Annotated in this window: 13 protein-coding genes and 1 pseudogene; 4 read left to right on the top strand and 10 right to left on the bottom strand. The window is 51.1% G+C overall.

Annotated elements, in window-relative coordinates:
- Window positions 1-219 precede the first annotated feature (219 nt).
- The 5 genes from ACP7A4_RS22450 to ACP7A4_RS22470 form a co-directional block, all read right to left on the bottom strand.
- Window positions 220-888, bottom strand: a complete 669-nt coding sequence (locus ACP7A4_RS22450) for a hypothetical protein (RefSeq protein ID WP_426248401.1) — start codon at window positions 886-888, stop codon at window positions 220-222.
- Between the two features lie 354 nt (window positions 889-1242).
- Window positions 1243-2196 (bottom strand): tyrosine-type recombinase/integrase, encoded by a 954-nt coding sequence (locus tag ACP7A4_RS22455; RefSeq protein ID WP_426248402.1) that lies wholly within the window; start codon window positions 2194-2196, stop codon window positions 1243-1245.
- A complete protein-coding gene (locus ACP7A4_RS22460; protein WP_426248403.1) occupies window positions 2197-2883 on the bottom strand; it encodes a hypothetical protein in 687 nt (228 codons plus the stop codon).
- A gap of 89 nt (window positions 2884-2972) precedes the next feature.
- Window positions 2973-3863 carry a nucleotidyl transferase AbiEii/AbiGii toxin family protein gene (locus ACP7A4_RS22465; protein WP_426248404.1) on the bottom strand — a complete coding sequence of 297 codons (891 nt, stop codon included), beginning with the start codon at window positions 3861-3863 and terminating at the stop codon, window positions 2973-2975.
- Complete coding sequence (locus tag ACP7A4_RS22470; protein ID WP_426248406.1) at window positions 3853-4797, bottom strand: type IV toxin-antitoxin system AbiEi family antitoxin domain-containing protein; 945 nt, start codon at window positions 4795-4797, stop codon at window positions 3853-3855. The genes ACP7A4_RS22465 and ACP7A4_RS22470 overlap by 11 nt, the downstream gene beginning before the upstream one ends.
- A gap of 366 nt (window positions 4798-5163) precedes the next feature.
- On the opposite strand from ACP7A4_RS22470, the pseudogene ACP7A4_RS22475 reads away from it, so the two are divergent.
- Window positions 5164-5405: pseudogene (locus ACP7A4_RS22475) on the top strand (hypothetical protein).
- 785 nt (window positions 5406-6190) lie between these two features.
- Here ACP7A4_RS22475 and ACP7A4_RS22480 read toward each other — a convergent pair.
- Both ACP7A4_RS22480 and ACP7A4_RS22485 read right to left on the bottom strand, forming a co-directional pair.
- Entirely contained in the window at window positions 6191-7009 is an 819-nt protein-coding gene (locus tag ACP7A4_RS22480) for a hypothetical protein (RefSeq protein ID WP_426248407.1), read from the bottom strand.
- 297 nt (window positions 7010-7306) lie between these two features.
- Window positions 7307-7477: a hypothetical protein gene (locus ACP7A4_RS22485; RefSeq protein ID WP_426248408.1), complete on the bottom strand. Its 171-nt coding sequence runs from the start codon at window positions 7475-7477 to the stop codon at window positions 7307-7309.
- Between the two features lie 964 nt (window positions 7478-8441).
- On the opposite strand from ACP7A4_RS22485, the gene ACP7A4_RS22490 reads away from it, so the two are divergent.
- On the top strand, window positions 8442-8684 hold the full coding sequence (locus tag ACP7A4_RS22490; protein ID WP_426248410.1) for a hypothetical protein: 243 nt from the start codon (window positions 8442-8444) through the stop codon (window positions 8682-8684).
- Entirely contained in the window at window positions 8677-9606 is a 930-nt protein-coding gene (locus tag ACP7A4_RS22495) for a site-specific integrase (protein WP_426248411.1), read from the top strand. Before ACP7A4_RS22490 ends, ACP7A4_RS22495 begins: the two co-directional genes overlap by 8 nt.
- Window positions 9607-9942: 336 nt before the next feature.
- Here the strand turns inward: ACP7A4_RS22495 and ACP7A4_RS22500 are convergent, their stop codons facing one another.
- The 3 genes from ACP7A4_RS22500 to parA form a co-directional block, all read right to left on the bottom strand.
- A complete protein-coding gene (locus ACP7A4_RS22500; RefSeq protein ID WP_426248413.1) occupies window positions 9943-10680 on the bottom strand; it encodes a replication initiation protein in 738 nt (245 codons plus the stop codon).
- Window positions 10681-10836: 156 nt separating this feature from the next.
- Window positions 10837-11049: a chromosome partitioning protein ParB gene (locus ACP7A4_RS22505; RefSeq protein WP_426248414.1), complete on the bottom strand. Its 213-nt coding sequence runs from the start codon at window positions 11047-11049 to the stop codon at window positions 10837-10839.
- A gap of 20 nt (window positions 11050-11069) precedes the next feature.
- Window positions 11070-11699, bottom strand: a complete 630-nt coding sequence (gene parA, locus ACP7A4_RS22510; RefSeq protein WP_426248415.1) for a ParA family partition ATPase — start codon at window positions 11697-11699, stop codon at window positions 11070-11072.
- A 154-nt stretch (window positions 11700-11853) separates the two neighbouring features.
- Here parA and ACP7A4_RS22515 point away from each other — a divergent pair, with 154 nt between their 5' ends.
- A complete protein-coding gene (locus tag ACP7A4_RS22515; RefSeq protein WP_426248416.1) occupies window positions 11854-12231 on the top strand; it encodes a DUF2513 domain-containing protein in 378 nt (125 codons plus the stop codon).
- Window positions 12232-12690: the final 459 nt, after the last annotated feature.

A 12690-nucleotide genomic window follows, 5' to 3' on the forward strand; every position in this document is an offset into this window, starting at 1 on the left:
TATTTTTGAGGGCACCGAGGTGGGTAGGTTGGCACTCGATGCCCGTGGCTCTTCTCCTCAGTAACTGCATTTTCGGCCTCCTACAGGTCGTATCGGTTGTCAGCTAAACGTTGCGCCACTACAGCCCTAACCAGTCAAGACTCGACCCTCAGCTGGTCCAGGGCTTTATTTTTGAGGGCATAGAGGTGGATGGATTGGCACTCTACGGCCCATATTCTCCTATGCATTAGCATTCGTCCTCCTGATCCGCTTGGGTTTGGTGGGTGGAGCTGGGGCCAGCTCGTCCAGTACGGAGGAGCTCGATGTCTGCTTAGCAACTTCAGCCGCCGCCATCTCTGCGGCCTTGAGCGCGGCCCAATAGGCATGGAGAGCTTCGATATCACCATAGGCACCGATCTCGGGGAGTCGCTCGATGAAGCGGCTATACAGGCCATCCTGAACCTTGCTGTGGTTGCGCATCCACTCGACCGCAGCGTTAGGATTGATGAGCATTACATAGTGGAATTCGCCGGATGCGCCTGGCTTGGTCATGATGAAGTTCAGCTCCCGGAGCTTCTTCATCCGACGACGCCAGGTGTCCACGGCCCGCTCCCCGAGAAATCCCGCTTCAGCAGCAAACGTGCTGGGGTTCTCGATCGTGATGACCGAATGATCGGGCATACGCGCCCATAGACAAAACAGCACGTGCCCTGCCGGCTGTCCCTTTGACTCGGCGTCAATAATCTGCATGGCAATGGGCAAAGTACGAGGAATAGTGCTGAAGCCGTCGTGGGTTTTCCGCGTCCATATCAACGCTTCGTGAATGTTAGGGAAGTGGACCAGCATCAGCTGCTGAGCACGTTCCGCCATCGTTAAGCGGCGTTTTGCTGACTGTTTTACGTTGGCCATTGTGCAGCCCTTATCCGTTTTCTGTTGGGTCCAGTTTCCCGGCATCCGTTGACGATGGCAAACCGTCATTACACGCCAATATCGCGCATTACCATGCACGCGAATGAACGATACATGGCACTCAATTACACGAATTAGCCTAGTTCAATTAGTTGTATTGCGCGATATCACGCAATTTAAAATAAAAAAATGATTAATTTCATAACCTTAGTGTTGTTTTTCGGTGCTCGATGTCCTGAATGTACTCGGCGTGCTGTATGTGCTCGCCGTGCTGTAGGGTGTAGGGTGTGGGAAGAGGGGCACGCCGAAGTGTGCCAGCCACCCATTTTTCACTTTTTTTGCGTCGGAAGGCCCTCAGTAGTGGACCTTGAAGGTTGGTGAATCCTCGGGCCGTTGGCCGCGCCGGTCGTACAGGCGCGTGGTGCTGATATTGGCATGCCCTAACCACATCTGGACCTTGGCGATGTCGGCCTCGTGCTCTAGGGCATTGGTCGCAGCAGTGGCCCGTAGACCGTGCACGCCCAGCCCGGCCACGGCGATCCCGGCGGCCTTGGCGTACTGCCCGACAAGGGCATAGATTCCTTCTGCTGAAATTCCGCTCCCCGTTTTCGGCCCGCGCAGCGGGCGAAACAGCGGCGCGTTGGTGTGCTCCTGGTGATGACCTGAGGCCTCGAGGTATGTGTGCAGGCGCTCGGCGGCCACGGGGTGCAGAGGCACATAGCGCAATTTTCCGCCCTTACCGTGGATCTGCAGGTGCCGGATGCCGCGACGCTCCTGAATATCGCTGACCATCAGCTGAGCAGCCTCCTCGCGGCGCAGTCCGTGATACAGCAGCACCGCCAAGATTGCCCGATCACGTTGGCCTTTAAGAGACGTCGGATCGGGCGCCTCTAGCAGCGCTTTGGCTTGGTGGTCCGCGAGCGCCGGGGTCTTACCCTCATTGGTTTCGATCTTTGGCCGTTTTACACCATGTACTGGATTGCCGCCGGCGACGGCGTTGCACTCCAACAAGTGATCGAACAGGCTGGATAGCGCTGCCAATTTGCGTCGGATGGTGGCCCCGGCCAAGCCTCGGGTTTCCAGCTGGGCGCGCCAGGCCAAGACATGGGCGCGGGTTACAGCGCGAAAATCCTCGGCGCAGGCTAGGCCGACAAAGCTGCAGAAGTCCTCCAGGTCGCCTTGGTAAGCACGCCGCGTACGCGGGTTGTCGATATTGGCGAACCACTCGATTGCGGCCGGTACGCTGGCCAACTGCTGGAATTCTGCAGCAGTGAGCCGGCGTTCAGGTTGAATAACGAGCTCGGACATCTAAGCCTCATCCCAGTTTTTTTGGTGGATCACACGACAACGTTGCACGACTTCTTCTACGCGAGGATGACGCGGCGAGTCGGTGTAGATCTCTTTTCCATAGAAGGGAAGGGCGCCCAGGAAGGTTTTCAGCACGGCGTCGACTTCGAGCGAAAGCAGAACCAGTGTCTTGAAGGCGTTGGGCACCTGGTCTTTTTCGAATATGGCCCATCTATCCGTCATGGCTCGTTCTGCCTTTCCCGCCTTGTCCCACTCCCTAGATTTATGATGCACCAGTGCATTACGTGCTTTGACTAGCCCTTTGAGGCTATTGACCGCAGGACCGTCCTCCCTGAGGGAGCGGCCGCAGATGAGTCGGGGGACAATCATCCATTTGCCCATCAGATCCATCTTGTCTAGGTACTCGGTGGCCACCTTGTCGCCTAGCTGGATGGCAGCTAAGTCAAAAACAGCCGTTTCGATTGCCATGGCTGAAAAGACGATGGTCTTGATGCCGTTTACGGCTTTTCGGTCCTCGCGATCCATAGCGCCTGAGGGATCGTGAGGCGGGCAAAACAGGGGGGTGGGATCAGCAGCGTCGTCAAGAAAACGAGAAAAGGCGTTTTCAGCAATACGCGCATAGGTATCCGACATTGTATCGATGCGGATGTAGGAATCGCGTATTTGAAAGGGGTCTGAGTTGCTCATCAGCATCCTGCTTTAAAATTAGTGATAACGGTTTTTATCGTTAGTTTTTTTAATGATTAGCTACGGAAAATTATTGCACTTAGGTGATTTTATTTGGAGATATCTTCCGCCTTTTCTGACTCATCGACCCCCCATGGTAGTGACTTAAAGAAATGGGATACAGTCGCGTAAGACTCCTCAAAATCTGGTAAATGTTCTACTGTATCTTTGAGTGCGGCGTACCCCTCAAAGGAACGTCTTTTAATTTCAGGATCATCAATACCATCTACATTGAGAAGGTTATCAATGTTTTTGCCGATGCTTTTATTAAGTAAGGAACGAAGGATTTTTGACTTCTCGTCTTCACTCAGCGTGCGAATTGTATTAATCAAGTAATTCACATCATATATGTCTTGCTCTCTATTACGTTTTCGCTCTGCTTGCTGCAAAATAGATCTTAGTTTTTCAGCAAGAAGATCGCAAATATCGTACGCTTGAATTTCTTCAGCGCTATCGCCAAGCTGAAGCATTTCTACATTATATGACTTTTCGTTGAAGCTATAATCGATAACAATAACTAAAGGACAATTCCTATCATCAAGACGCTTCATTTGAGCTGCATTGCTTCTTAAGCAGTAAGCAAGCTTCACCTTAATTGTTGGGAAAGTTCCCTTGGGGTTTGGCTTGATTTGATATGATTGCAGTTGGCATTTTATGCCATAGTTTAATTCGGACTCTATTACGTCCATTGATTCGTTTAACGTATGTTCGAACTCATCTAAATTTATTTCCGATAGCTTTTTTTCTGTCGAAAAATCGATATCTGTCGTGAATCGAGTACTCCCATAGCGTATCCCTAGAAGTGTTCCACCTTTTATAATCATACTGGTTCTTAGGGATTCGCTTGACGAAATAGCCCTAAGAATTATGTGAGTGGCTTGCCTAGCCAGAAGGTACTCAGGCTGGGCTTCTTCGACCCATTGTTCAATATCAATTTCCATATTGCTGTGCTATCTCCGCATTGAGTGAAAGTGACCAATCAGCATCAAAAATCGAGGAGAATGGTTCTCCTGGTACTAATATTTTTGAGCTACCTCTTGAGCGCTGTGATTCTAATTGCCACTCTGTCAATTGAGGGTGGTCAACGCCTGAAATTTTTTGTAAAGCGAACCCTGTACGAGCAATGTCAATTTTACGACCATGATCCTTTAGAGATTTTATTATTGCACTAGAGTATTTTTTACCGTACTCAATATATGTATCTATTACATGGTCGATACCACCACATTCACTTGGAGCTCTAAGCATATCTATAAATGTTTTCCCTATGGATGAAACTTTCACAGGGCTATTTCTTACGGTTACTGGCTCTATGTAGTCTGTTTCTGTAGAGACTATAATTTCTTTTCCAGAGATATTGGCATTTTTTGGATATTTTGGGATGAAATGCATTGGCTCTAGAAAAGGGGAATTTTCAATACGTAAATCAGCTAATGATTTCGTACGCCACAATGTAGGTGAGCAAGAGGTAATTCTAATTACTTTTGGGATTTTATCGGTAATACCATACCATTCCATTGCGCTTATTTTTGAAAGGTACGCATATGGATATATAGTGCACACTGTTTCTTGGGCACTGTATTCACGCTTACCACTTATAATGTAGCTATTGTTTAGATAGTCTGCTCCATATAGATCAGAGCGTGAAACCTCTCCAATACTTACAATTACGCCAGATCTTTCTAGTTTACCTATACTGTTTTTATATTCTGTTGGAGAAGCCTGGGCTTTCCTAATGGTGCCTATTTTTTCACCATTATATTCTTTTCGAAGATAAAATAAGTATATCTGTTCTGATAGCTTTTCTTTCGTGATTACCGAGTATGGGTACTCATTGAGTACCCATGCCATGAGTGCTTCTTCGAGCAAAATCATGTGCGCACCAACCTTGAGTTGAGTTTTTTCTCTTTCCCTATATACGTCCTAAGGACGTATATAGGGAAAGAGTGGGTAAGTCAAGTTAAAGCTAGGTTTTGCGGGGCTAGTTTGATTTTTGGTTTAAAGGCCGCTACAATAAATCCTAAGGATTTATTGTAGCGGCCTCTACTCAGCAAAAAACATCGCAGGTTTAGCTCAATTACGCCTCTTTATTAAGCTGATGCTCACAAAAAAAGCCCACATCGTGTGGGCTTTTTTGCGTCTGCAGGGCGCCGAGGGTCGAGGGCTGGCCTACCTGTCATAATGTGAGGGGGTTAGCGCGCAAACTGCGACCTTTAGTCCTGACCACAGGTCTACTTTTCAATCTCCGTAACCTATCCACTAAGACGTGCTGCTGCATCTGGTGCAACCGCGGTGCGGGAGTTTGTGGTGAGACGCGATGCCAGGCGCACGAAGTGGCAGTTATCGGTGCGCCTGGGGCGCCGAACTCTCAGCTAATCCCGGTGCGCTCACGCCGCGAAGTGATTCGCACCTGGGCCAGCCTGGCGGCGATTGGTCGCTTTGCTGAAGGGCTCGGCGTGCGTGGCTTTGTGGTCGAGTTGTGACGGTTAACGCGCGAAAAATACGGGCACAAAAAAGCCGCCTTAGGAGGGCGGCTTATTCGTTGGTAGTCCGGTTAGGGGCCTTTCTACCGTCTCACTGGAAGCGTTGACATAGTTATTATCTTACATAGACCACTATTGCCGCGCAATGCTTTTGCGCCGTGGCGCGCGGGTGGCGCGCCCAGTGGTTACGCGGCTTTGCGCAATCTATGCACATTTTTATCGAGGCCAGCGCGTAGCGCGGCGCGCTAGCGTGCGCACCTTGGCGCGCTGATGGATGCAATGAGTTTCACCTTACATCCTTAATATCTGGTCTTGGCCTTCCCGTATTTTCGGGTAAGATGCGCTCAGTCCATGTGAAACGTGATGTGGGTCGGGTTGCTTTAACGAATTCAGGACCAAGGGCGCGGACCTAGGAAGCCGCGCGGATTAAACCCGAGGCCCTTTAACCCGACTGAACCTCACTGGAAGCGTTGACACGTTCCGAAGGCTGCCATGTGTTCCGGAAAAGCGCCGGGGGTAAGGTCGATTCAGAGGCCTTAAGTATGACGCGCAAGCCGAATATTCTGAAAGGGTTGGTGACCCGGTTGGTGAGTAACATCATCTACGAATTCATCCGCGACAACTGGGAAAGTTGGCTGGAATAGCAACTGACTGGGAAAGCCGCTCTAACTTCGGTTAGGGCGGTTTTTTTTGGCCCAAAGAAAAGCCCCACCAAAGTGCGGGGCTTTGTGCTGACTGGCGATCACTGGGCGCCTTTAGTTGCCTTGACCTTTGCTACCAGGGTGTCACGGATTACCGGCCATCTGACGGGCGTAATGACGGTCACTGAGATCCTTCTTAGGATCAGCTTTGGCCCAATGCTCCGGCTTCGCACAGTCCATGCAAGTCAGTATCTTTGTGTCCGCACTGAGGGTGTACAGGTGAGCTTGGGGACCATCGCCGATCTTCAAACCAGCGTCCGTGACCTCGAACCTTGGAACCTCGTGTCCCAGACGATAATCCATGTTCTCAAAGTTGAACGACCAGCTTTTGATCTGGCTTTTGCGCCAGATGGTCATAATGGTCAGCGGGTCTTTTTTCGTGGTGCGTTGATAGACCCAGTCACCTTCATAAGGTGTCAGCTTCGGGGCTTGTGCATCACGTCGCCCTTGCTCCATCGCTTCCTGCTGCATTTTTTCCAGCCCCGCATTTAGCGCCTCCTCGTTCTTACGGGCTTGCTCTTTAAGCATCTGATCTACGTCATATGGCCCCTTAGGGTCATATTCCCAAACCAGATCGTCCTTCTTCAGGCTCATTACCTTGCAGTTAAGGCAATCAAGGCTTTGCTCATCGACGTTACGCTTCATGGCCAGGCGCGTAGATCCGTTCACCTCAAGAAGAAGTTTTCCATCTTTTACCAATACCTTCATTTTACCGAATGATTTGATACCGCCTTTTCCATCGTCCGCAAAGAGCTCGGCTTCATCACCATGAATATTGAGAACTATTTTCACCTTCATATCTGAGTCTTTAAGCCGGTAAGCCCCTGTGAAGTCTTCACCCCCACAGGCAGCAAGAACTGCACCGGCAACAGCCACTACCACTAACTTGAAAAAAGTACGCATAACATTCCTTTCGTTCTATCGATGACGCTGTTTCCTAGCGTCCTGTGAGAGCAGATGAGAGCGGTAACCCAAAGTACACCTCTCAAACAAAGACATCATTTTGCCGTCACTGCCTTCCGCCTATTATTGAGCTCAGAAACGAATAATTCAGCGCGAAACGGATCCAGCCACAACAGCAGTGGCATCCAGTACAGGCGCAACACTGTTCCATCATTCGCAACGATCACAGACCGTGTCGAAGATTCCGACCAGACCAGCTCCGGACAGAGACAACTGACGAGCATTAGCTCATCTAGATCAGCGTTCATCATGGTCTGTCCCCTCCCGATGCTCCAGCCACACCGCCCAGCCCCACAAAACGATGCCCAGCACCGTCAGTGCAACAATGCTCCACAGCGGCAGCCAGCGATGTGAACCTATCCAAAGCCCCAATCCACCACAGAAAAACGTCATCCACAGCCACTTCATCTCACACCTCAGATTTCGTTCGAGAGGCAAACGTTAACCGTGGGTCGAGGTGTGTCATCGCGGAACCACAAAATCGTCAGTTTCCCAGTTGGGATCTGAAGGTGCCGCGATGGTCTGCCAAAGGAGTCGCAACGCCATTTCGGTGAATCGTGCATGCCGGCAGTGAAACTCTTGGGATTCCCAGTGGGTTTTCCGAGATATCCGAAAGCCTCTGAGTGATTGGCAGTGCCAGCCCAAAGGGCGCTGAGTGAAATCTCAGTGGTGGGAGGATGAATCTCAGTGGTTCCGCAAAGGTGTCGCTATGAACCGCAGTGGTTTACCAGTGCCATCCAAAGGCTTTCCCAAGCATGACCCTGTGGTCTCATAAATCCCCCTGACGGGACCTTGAGGCCCCCGAATGGTTTATCAGTGGATTTTGTAGGGTTTTCACAATCATCTTTGCCAATGTGCGTAATAAATGTAGCGTGAATAAACGTAATAAACCCCGCTATGTAACGCAATAAATTGCTAGTACATAGCGGGGTTTTAAGAAGTCTAATAAATTAACGCACCAATATTAACGCAACATAATTCAGCTAGCAGAATCCACTGCCCCCTTGTAATCTATGTCTGCCGAAACCGAGCTACCCGGCGCTCTAATGTGACGTCATCGTTACCGAAGGGCATAGGTGGAAGGGGGGCCAATCAACGTAATTCGTTGGTCAGGCCCCCCGCACGTCGAGTGCTGATACGTCATCGTATCGATGGCAATCGACACGGAGAGCCAACCGTAAACGGCATCAGGTCGCGCGAGCCAGACCTTAAACGGCAAGACCGAGACCAGACTCGTAAATCAGGAGGCGTGATCAGTCCCCGCCTGCACACCAGTGCAAAGGGGGGCGAACAGGCACTAGAGATATCGCGCAAGCGGGAGTGTCGCTGAACCGTCGATGCGGTCAGTTGTTCTTACAAAAGGGAAACCGAAATGGAGCATTTCAACGTCGAAGCGGTTGTCGCCCGACTCAAAGCGCTGTCCAAGGAACGCCGAAAACCGCGGACCTACGCCCAACGGCGTTCAGTGCTGGATGAACACAAATACGAGTTATTGACGCTAGATCACGCCGGATGCAACGGCACCCAGCTACAAATCTGGCTTGCTGAAAAGGGGGTTACTGTCGAGCGTTCAACAGTAAATCGCTGGCTGCACCGAAACCGACAGGATGGCTAAGTTCGCTAAACCGGCAAAACAGGCTGCCTCAGTGATGAAGCAACTGCAGGGTGGCCGTATCAAATCGGTAAGCACCGTCCGCAATTATGAGTCACGCCTGAAACAGATCACAACCTATCTCCAGGAGCAGCGGCTGGGCAGTCTGCGGGATATGACGCCTGCCAGTGCCTTGGCCTACCTGCGCGAGCGCGCAGCTGTTGTAGGCCAGAAAACGTTGGATATGGAGCGGCAAGCCCTCCAGTCGATGATGCAACACGTCACTCATCTACTGGAAGCAGGTAAAACCCTGGAAGTCATCAGAAGCACTGCCCCGAAATCCCAAACTGGGAAGCTTGGACAGCCAACACTGGGAAGGCGGCTAGCAGAGGAGTCGAGACTGTATACCCGTGACCAGATTGCGCTGATCGTAGCCAGACAGTCCCAACACAATGCTTTGGCCACTGAGATTGCGTATGCAGCAGGCCTACGTGCCCATGAATTGCTTACCCTGCGTCGCATCCATCATCAGGCACCGGATGAGCGTCCAGCACATGCCCTGAAGTTTGTTGGTATCCGTGACGAAACTATCAGCTATACCGTTTACGGCAAGGGTGGCCTGACCCGTGAAGTTCGTATTCCCATAACGTTGGCCAAACGCCTGGAAGCAATACGCCTTGTAGAACCCATCAGAGCCACGGATCGAGGCGTTCACTATCAACAGCACTATGGACTCGGTGGTGGTCAGCCCTGGAGTAAGTCCTTTGGTGCGGCCTCCAAAGCAGCTCTTGGTTGGTCAAAAGGGGCGCATGGGCTCAGACACAGCTACGCCCAGGAGCGATTGAGCACAGTGCAACGCTACCTTCCACGTGAAGAGGCCAAGCGCGTCGTGTCCCAGGAACTTGGGCATTTCAGGCCTGAGATAACTGAGACCTACCTACGTTGACCGGACAAGATCGAGCCTAGGCTCTGGCACTGATAACCTGCGCGCGTAGCGCGCATGCCGTAGGCAGCGCCGCGAAGGAGCGAAAGGCCGTTGCACGGTTTTGTAGGGGAGTGCGGTTTTTTCGGCCTATAGCGACTGGAGGGGCGCTATTCGAGTGGGCCTATTCTCGCTTTTACGCGGGAGAGCTTTTAAACCTGTTTTTTCTTGTTTTTAATCTTGTTTTTAGCATCGCTGTAGGCCGCGTGGGATAAGGGCTTTGGCGTTTAAGTGACTAAGGATTCCGGGTTAAAAGACTAAGGATTCCGGGTAACCAGCTAAAGATTCCGGGTTAAAAGACTAAGGATTCCGGCTGTTATCCACAGGTTCAGGGAAATTGAGCCGCATTTGATCGTCATCCCTGAATTTGAAGATGAGCCTACTGATTGCCCGCCCCTTTTTTTCTGTCGCTAGCTCAATAAGGAGGCCGCTTTTCTCCCGAAGTTCAGCAATGGCTGGATTGAGCACCTTGAGCTTGAGATTGCTGTAACGCTCATAGGACGGTCCTAGCTCTAGCAGCTCCCGGAAGCCCTCAACGCTGACAGTATAGAAGCCCGTACTTTTGAACTGCTGTAGTAGCTCAAACAGCCTGATTGAGTGGGTAGAAGATAGGTCCGCGATTCGCTTTAGTTCATATGTCGTGAAGCTTTTGTTCAGGTGAACCAGGTATGGCTGTACGTGGACGGTAAAGTAAAGCTTCGTCTCCCCCCCACCATCCAGGTAGTCCACACGGTCAACCCAGCGAAAGCGGCTCTTGTAGCGACCATCGTATGTTTTGACATCGCGTTCATAAAGCGACGACGTCGCCTCTTTCAAAGCCTCATAGGCGTGCTTGAGCGGGATGCCGTACTGTTCTGAAAAATCAGGGGCAGTAATCGAAATAGGTCGAGGCATTGGCTTGCGTGGGTCAATCTGAGAAATGGCGGCCAACAACAAGCGCTGCTCATTCAGGGACAGCTTGTAAGCAGCTTTCACCAGGTCATTCGACTTGGTGACGTTTTTCTTGGATGACCCAGGTTCCGCCACAGCACGCTTCATAAGACTAAATCCATAAAAAAGCTTAGCTTTATCATAACTAGCTAAATCAAAAAACCACAGTAGCTATTTAACCCGGAATCTTTAGTCATTTCCCACTGGGAAACCACTGAGCGTCACACAAATCCCGCTGATAAACTCACTTACTCATTTTATCAATTACTCAGGAAGCGCTGTGACATACTCGGTCAGCAGCTCCTTGATCGTTTTGCCTTGCTTGGCCGCATATATTTTTAGCTTGGTGTGCTGGTCGGCTGAAAGCTGAAAGTTGACCCGCTTCATTTCTGCGTCATCTGACAGGCTGGCGAGGGTGGCTGCCTTATTCCTCGCGCTTGGGCGACCGGCTGTGAGCGCACCAGTGTTTTTACTCATTAATTTATTACCTCAAATACTCAAAGAAGTTTTTGCTTGATCTCATTTGCTAGGGCACGAATCTCGTTAGCGGCATCACTTTCCGGTTCTGCCTCAAGAACAGTCGTGCCGGCAGCCGCTGTACCGGGGTAGCTGACGCGCTGCGTAATACGAGAGTCCAGGACAGGTAAGCCGTAACCAATCAGAGCTTCGGTGATTTCCGCACCAATTCGAGTACCCTTAATAGCCCGCGACACCACAAAAGCAGCCTGTAAGCGACCATCTGTGAGTTCGATACGTTGCTTGACCAGCTCAACCAGGTCAGAGGTCGCCCAAATATCGTAAGGGCTGGGCTGCACCGGAATTAGTATGAAGTCAGCGGCCTTGATCGCCGACACAGCCAGGTCTGCCGCCTGGGGTGCACCGTCGATCACAACAAAGTCCTTGCGGGCGACGTTCTTCAAATCACGGTCGATGGTCGGACGGTCTATGCCGACCACGGTTAGTGGTTGATCCTCACGCACGGCCGCCCAATCGCGGGCGCTACCTTGAGGGTCTGAATCCACGAGCAGAACATCGGCACCATCCAGTTGCAGGGCACGTGCCAGATGGGTGGCTATGGTTGTTTTCCCCGACCCGCCTTTCTGGTTCAACACAGCTATAACCTTCATTGGACACCAAAGAGTAAAAGAGTTAATGATCAAATACTCATATGAGCATAGCAAAAAGCTCAGACGAGTGAAGAGTTTCTCCCAGGAAAACTCCCAGGTCGGTCTCACGCACCTACATGTGATAATGCCCTTTATCACATGTAGGAATCCCCCCATGAAGCTTGAAAAAGACCTGGTGCGCGAAATCCTGCTGGCTGTCGAAGCTAGCAATGAAGATCCATTGGGATGGACTGAGCTCAATCTGGAAGGTCGAGAGACTCTGGATGTCTCCTACCATGTCATGTTACTGCACGAAGCTGGACTGATAGTGGGAGAGGATCTCAGTACCGATGACGGTCTCGAATGGCTCCCCAAGCGTTTGACCTACACAGGCCATGAGTTTCTCGACACCGTCCGCGACGCCGAGGTTTGGACCCTGACGAAGACGGGCATCGAAAAGGTTGGGAGCGCGAGCCTGAGCCTGATGCTGGAGTTGGGAAAAGCCTACGGCAAGCAGGTACTCAAGGAGCGTCTGGGGATTGAGCTGTCATAAACAGACTGATGCTGTCGGCCTAGGCCAACTAACCACGCGGATCAAGATCAAGAATAGGGCGAATATAACGGACTGCATATTGGCTACGAGCTCTACCCTTCCGATACCAAGTTATCCAGACGCCTGCGGGCTAACGCACATGGTTTTTCATCATCAACACCGTGGGCTTATCTGTCCTTAATGACATGAAAAGCCAGGCTCTTTCAAAGCAACCTGGCCCGCTGCTAGACTGTCAGCCGATGCCGACAGGTCTTACCTGCACCACCATAGCCCTAACCAGTCAAGACTCGACCCTCAGCTGGTCTAGGGCTTTATTTTTGAGGGCACCGAGGTGGGTAGATTGGCACTCGATGCCCGTGGCTCTTCTCCTCAGTAACTGCATTTTCGGCCTCCTACAGGTCGTATCGGTTGTCAGCTAAACGTTGCGCCACCACAGCCCTAACCAGTCAAGACTCGACC

This window comes from Pseudomonas sp. TWR3-1-1 (assembly GCF_049896545.1).
GTDB classification, from domain to species: domain Bacteria; phylum Pseudomonadota; class Gammaproteobacteria; order Pseudomonadales; family Pseudomonadaceae; genus Aquipseudomonas; species Aquipseudomonas weihenstephanensis.

Coding starts and splice junctions, on each gene's coding strand:
- ACP7A4_RS22450 (WP_426248401.1), bottom strand. CDS start 888: ATGGCCAACGTAAAACAGTCAGCAAAACGCCGCTTAACGATGGCGGAA.
- ACP7A4_RS22455 (WP_426248402.1), bottom strand. CDS start 2,196: ATGTCCGAGCTCGTTATTCAACCTGAACGCCGGCTCACTGCTGCAGAA.
- ACP7A4_RS22460 (WP_426248403.1), bottom strand. CDS start 2,883: ATGAGCAACTCAGACCCCTTTCAAATACGCGATTCCTACATCCGCATC.
- ACP7A4_RS22465 (WP_426248404.1), bottom strand. CDS start 3,863: ATGGAAATTGATATTGAACAATGGGTCGAAGAAGCCCAGCCTGAGTAC.
- ACP7A4_RS22470 (WP_426248406.1), bottom strand. CDS start 4,797: ATGATTTTGCTCGAAGAAGCACTCATGGCATGGGTACTCAATGAGTAC.
- ACP7A4_RS22480 (WP_426248407.1), bottom strand. CDS start 7,009: ATGCGTACTTTTTTCAAGTTAGTGGTAGTGGCTGTTGCCGGTGCAGTT.
- ACP7A4_RS22485 (WP_426248408.1), bottom strand. CDS start 7,477: ATGAAGTGGCTGTGGATGACGTTTTTCTGTGGTGGATTGGGGCTTTGG.
- ACP7A4_RS22490 (WP_426248410.1), top strand. CDS start 8,442: ATGGAGCATTTCAACGTCGAAGCGGTTGTCGCCCGACTCAAAGCGCTG.
- ACP7A4_RS22495 (WP_426248411.1), top strand. CDS start 8,677: ATGGCTAAGTTCGCTAAACCGGCAAAACAGGCTGCCTCAGTGATGAAG.
- ACP7A4_RS22500 (WP_426248413.1), bottom strand. CDS start 10,680: ATGAAGCGTGCTGTGGCGGAACCTGGGTCATCCAAGAAAAACGTCACC.
- ACP7A4_RS22505 (WP_426248414.1), bottom strand. CDS start 11,049: ATGAGTAAAAACACTGGTGCGCTCACAGCCGGTCGCCCAAGCGCGAGG.
- parA (WP_426248415.1), bottom strand. CDS start 11,699: ATGAAGGTTATAGCTGTGTTGAACCAGAAAGGCGGGTCGGGGAAAACA.
- ACP7A4_RS22515 (WP_426248416.1), top strand. CDS start 11,854: ATGAAGCTTGAAAAAGACCTGGTGCGCGAAATCCTGCTGGCTGTCGAA.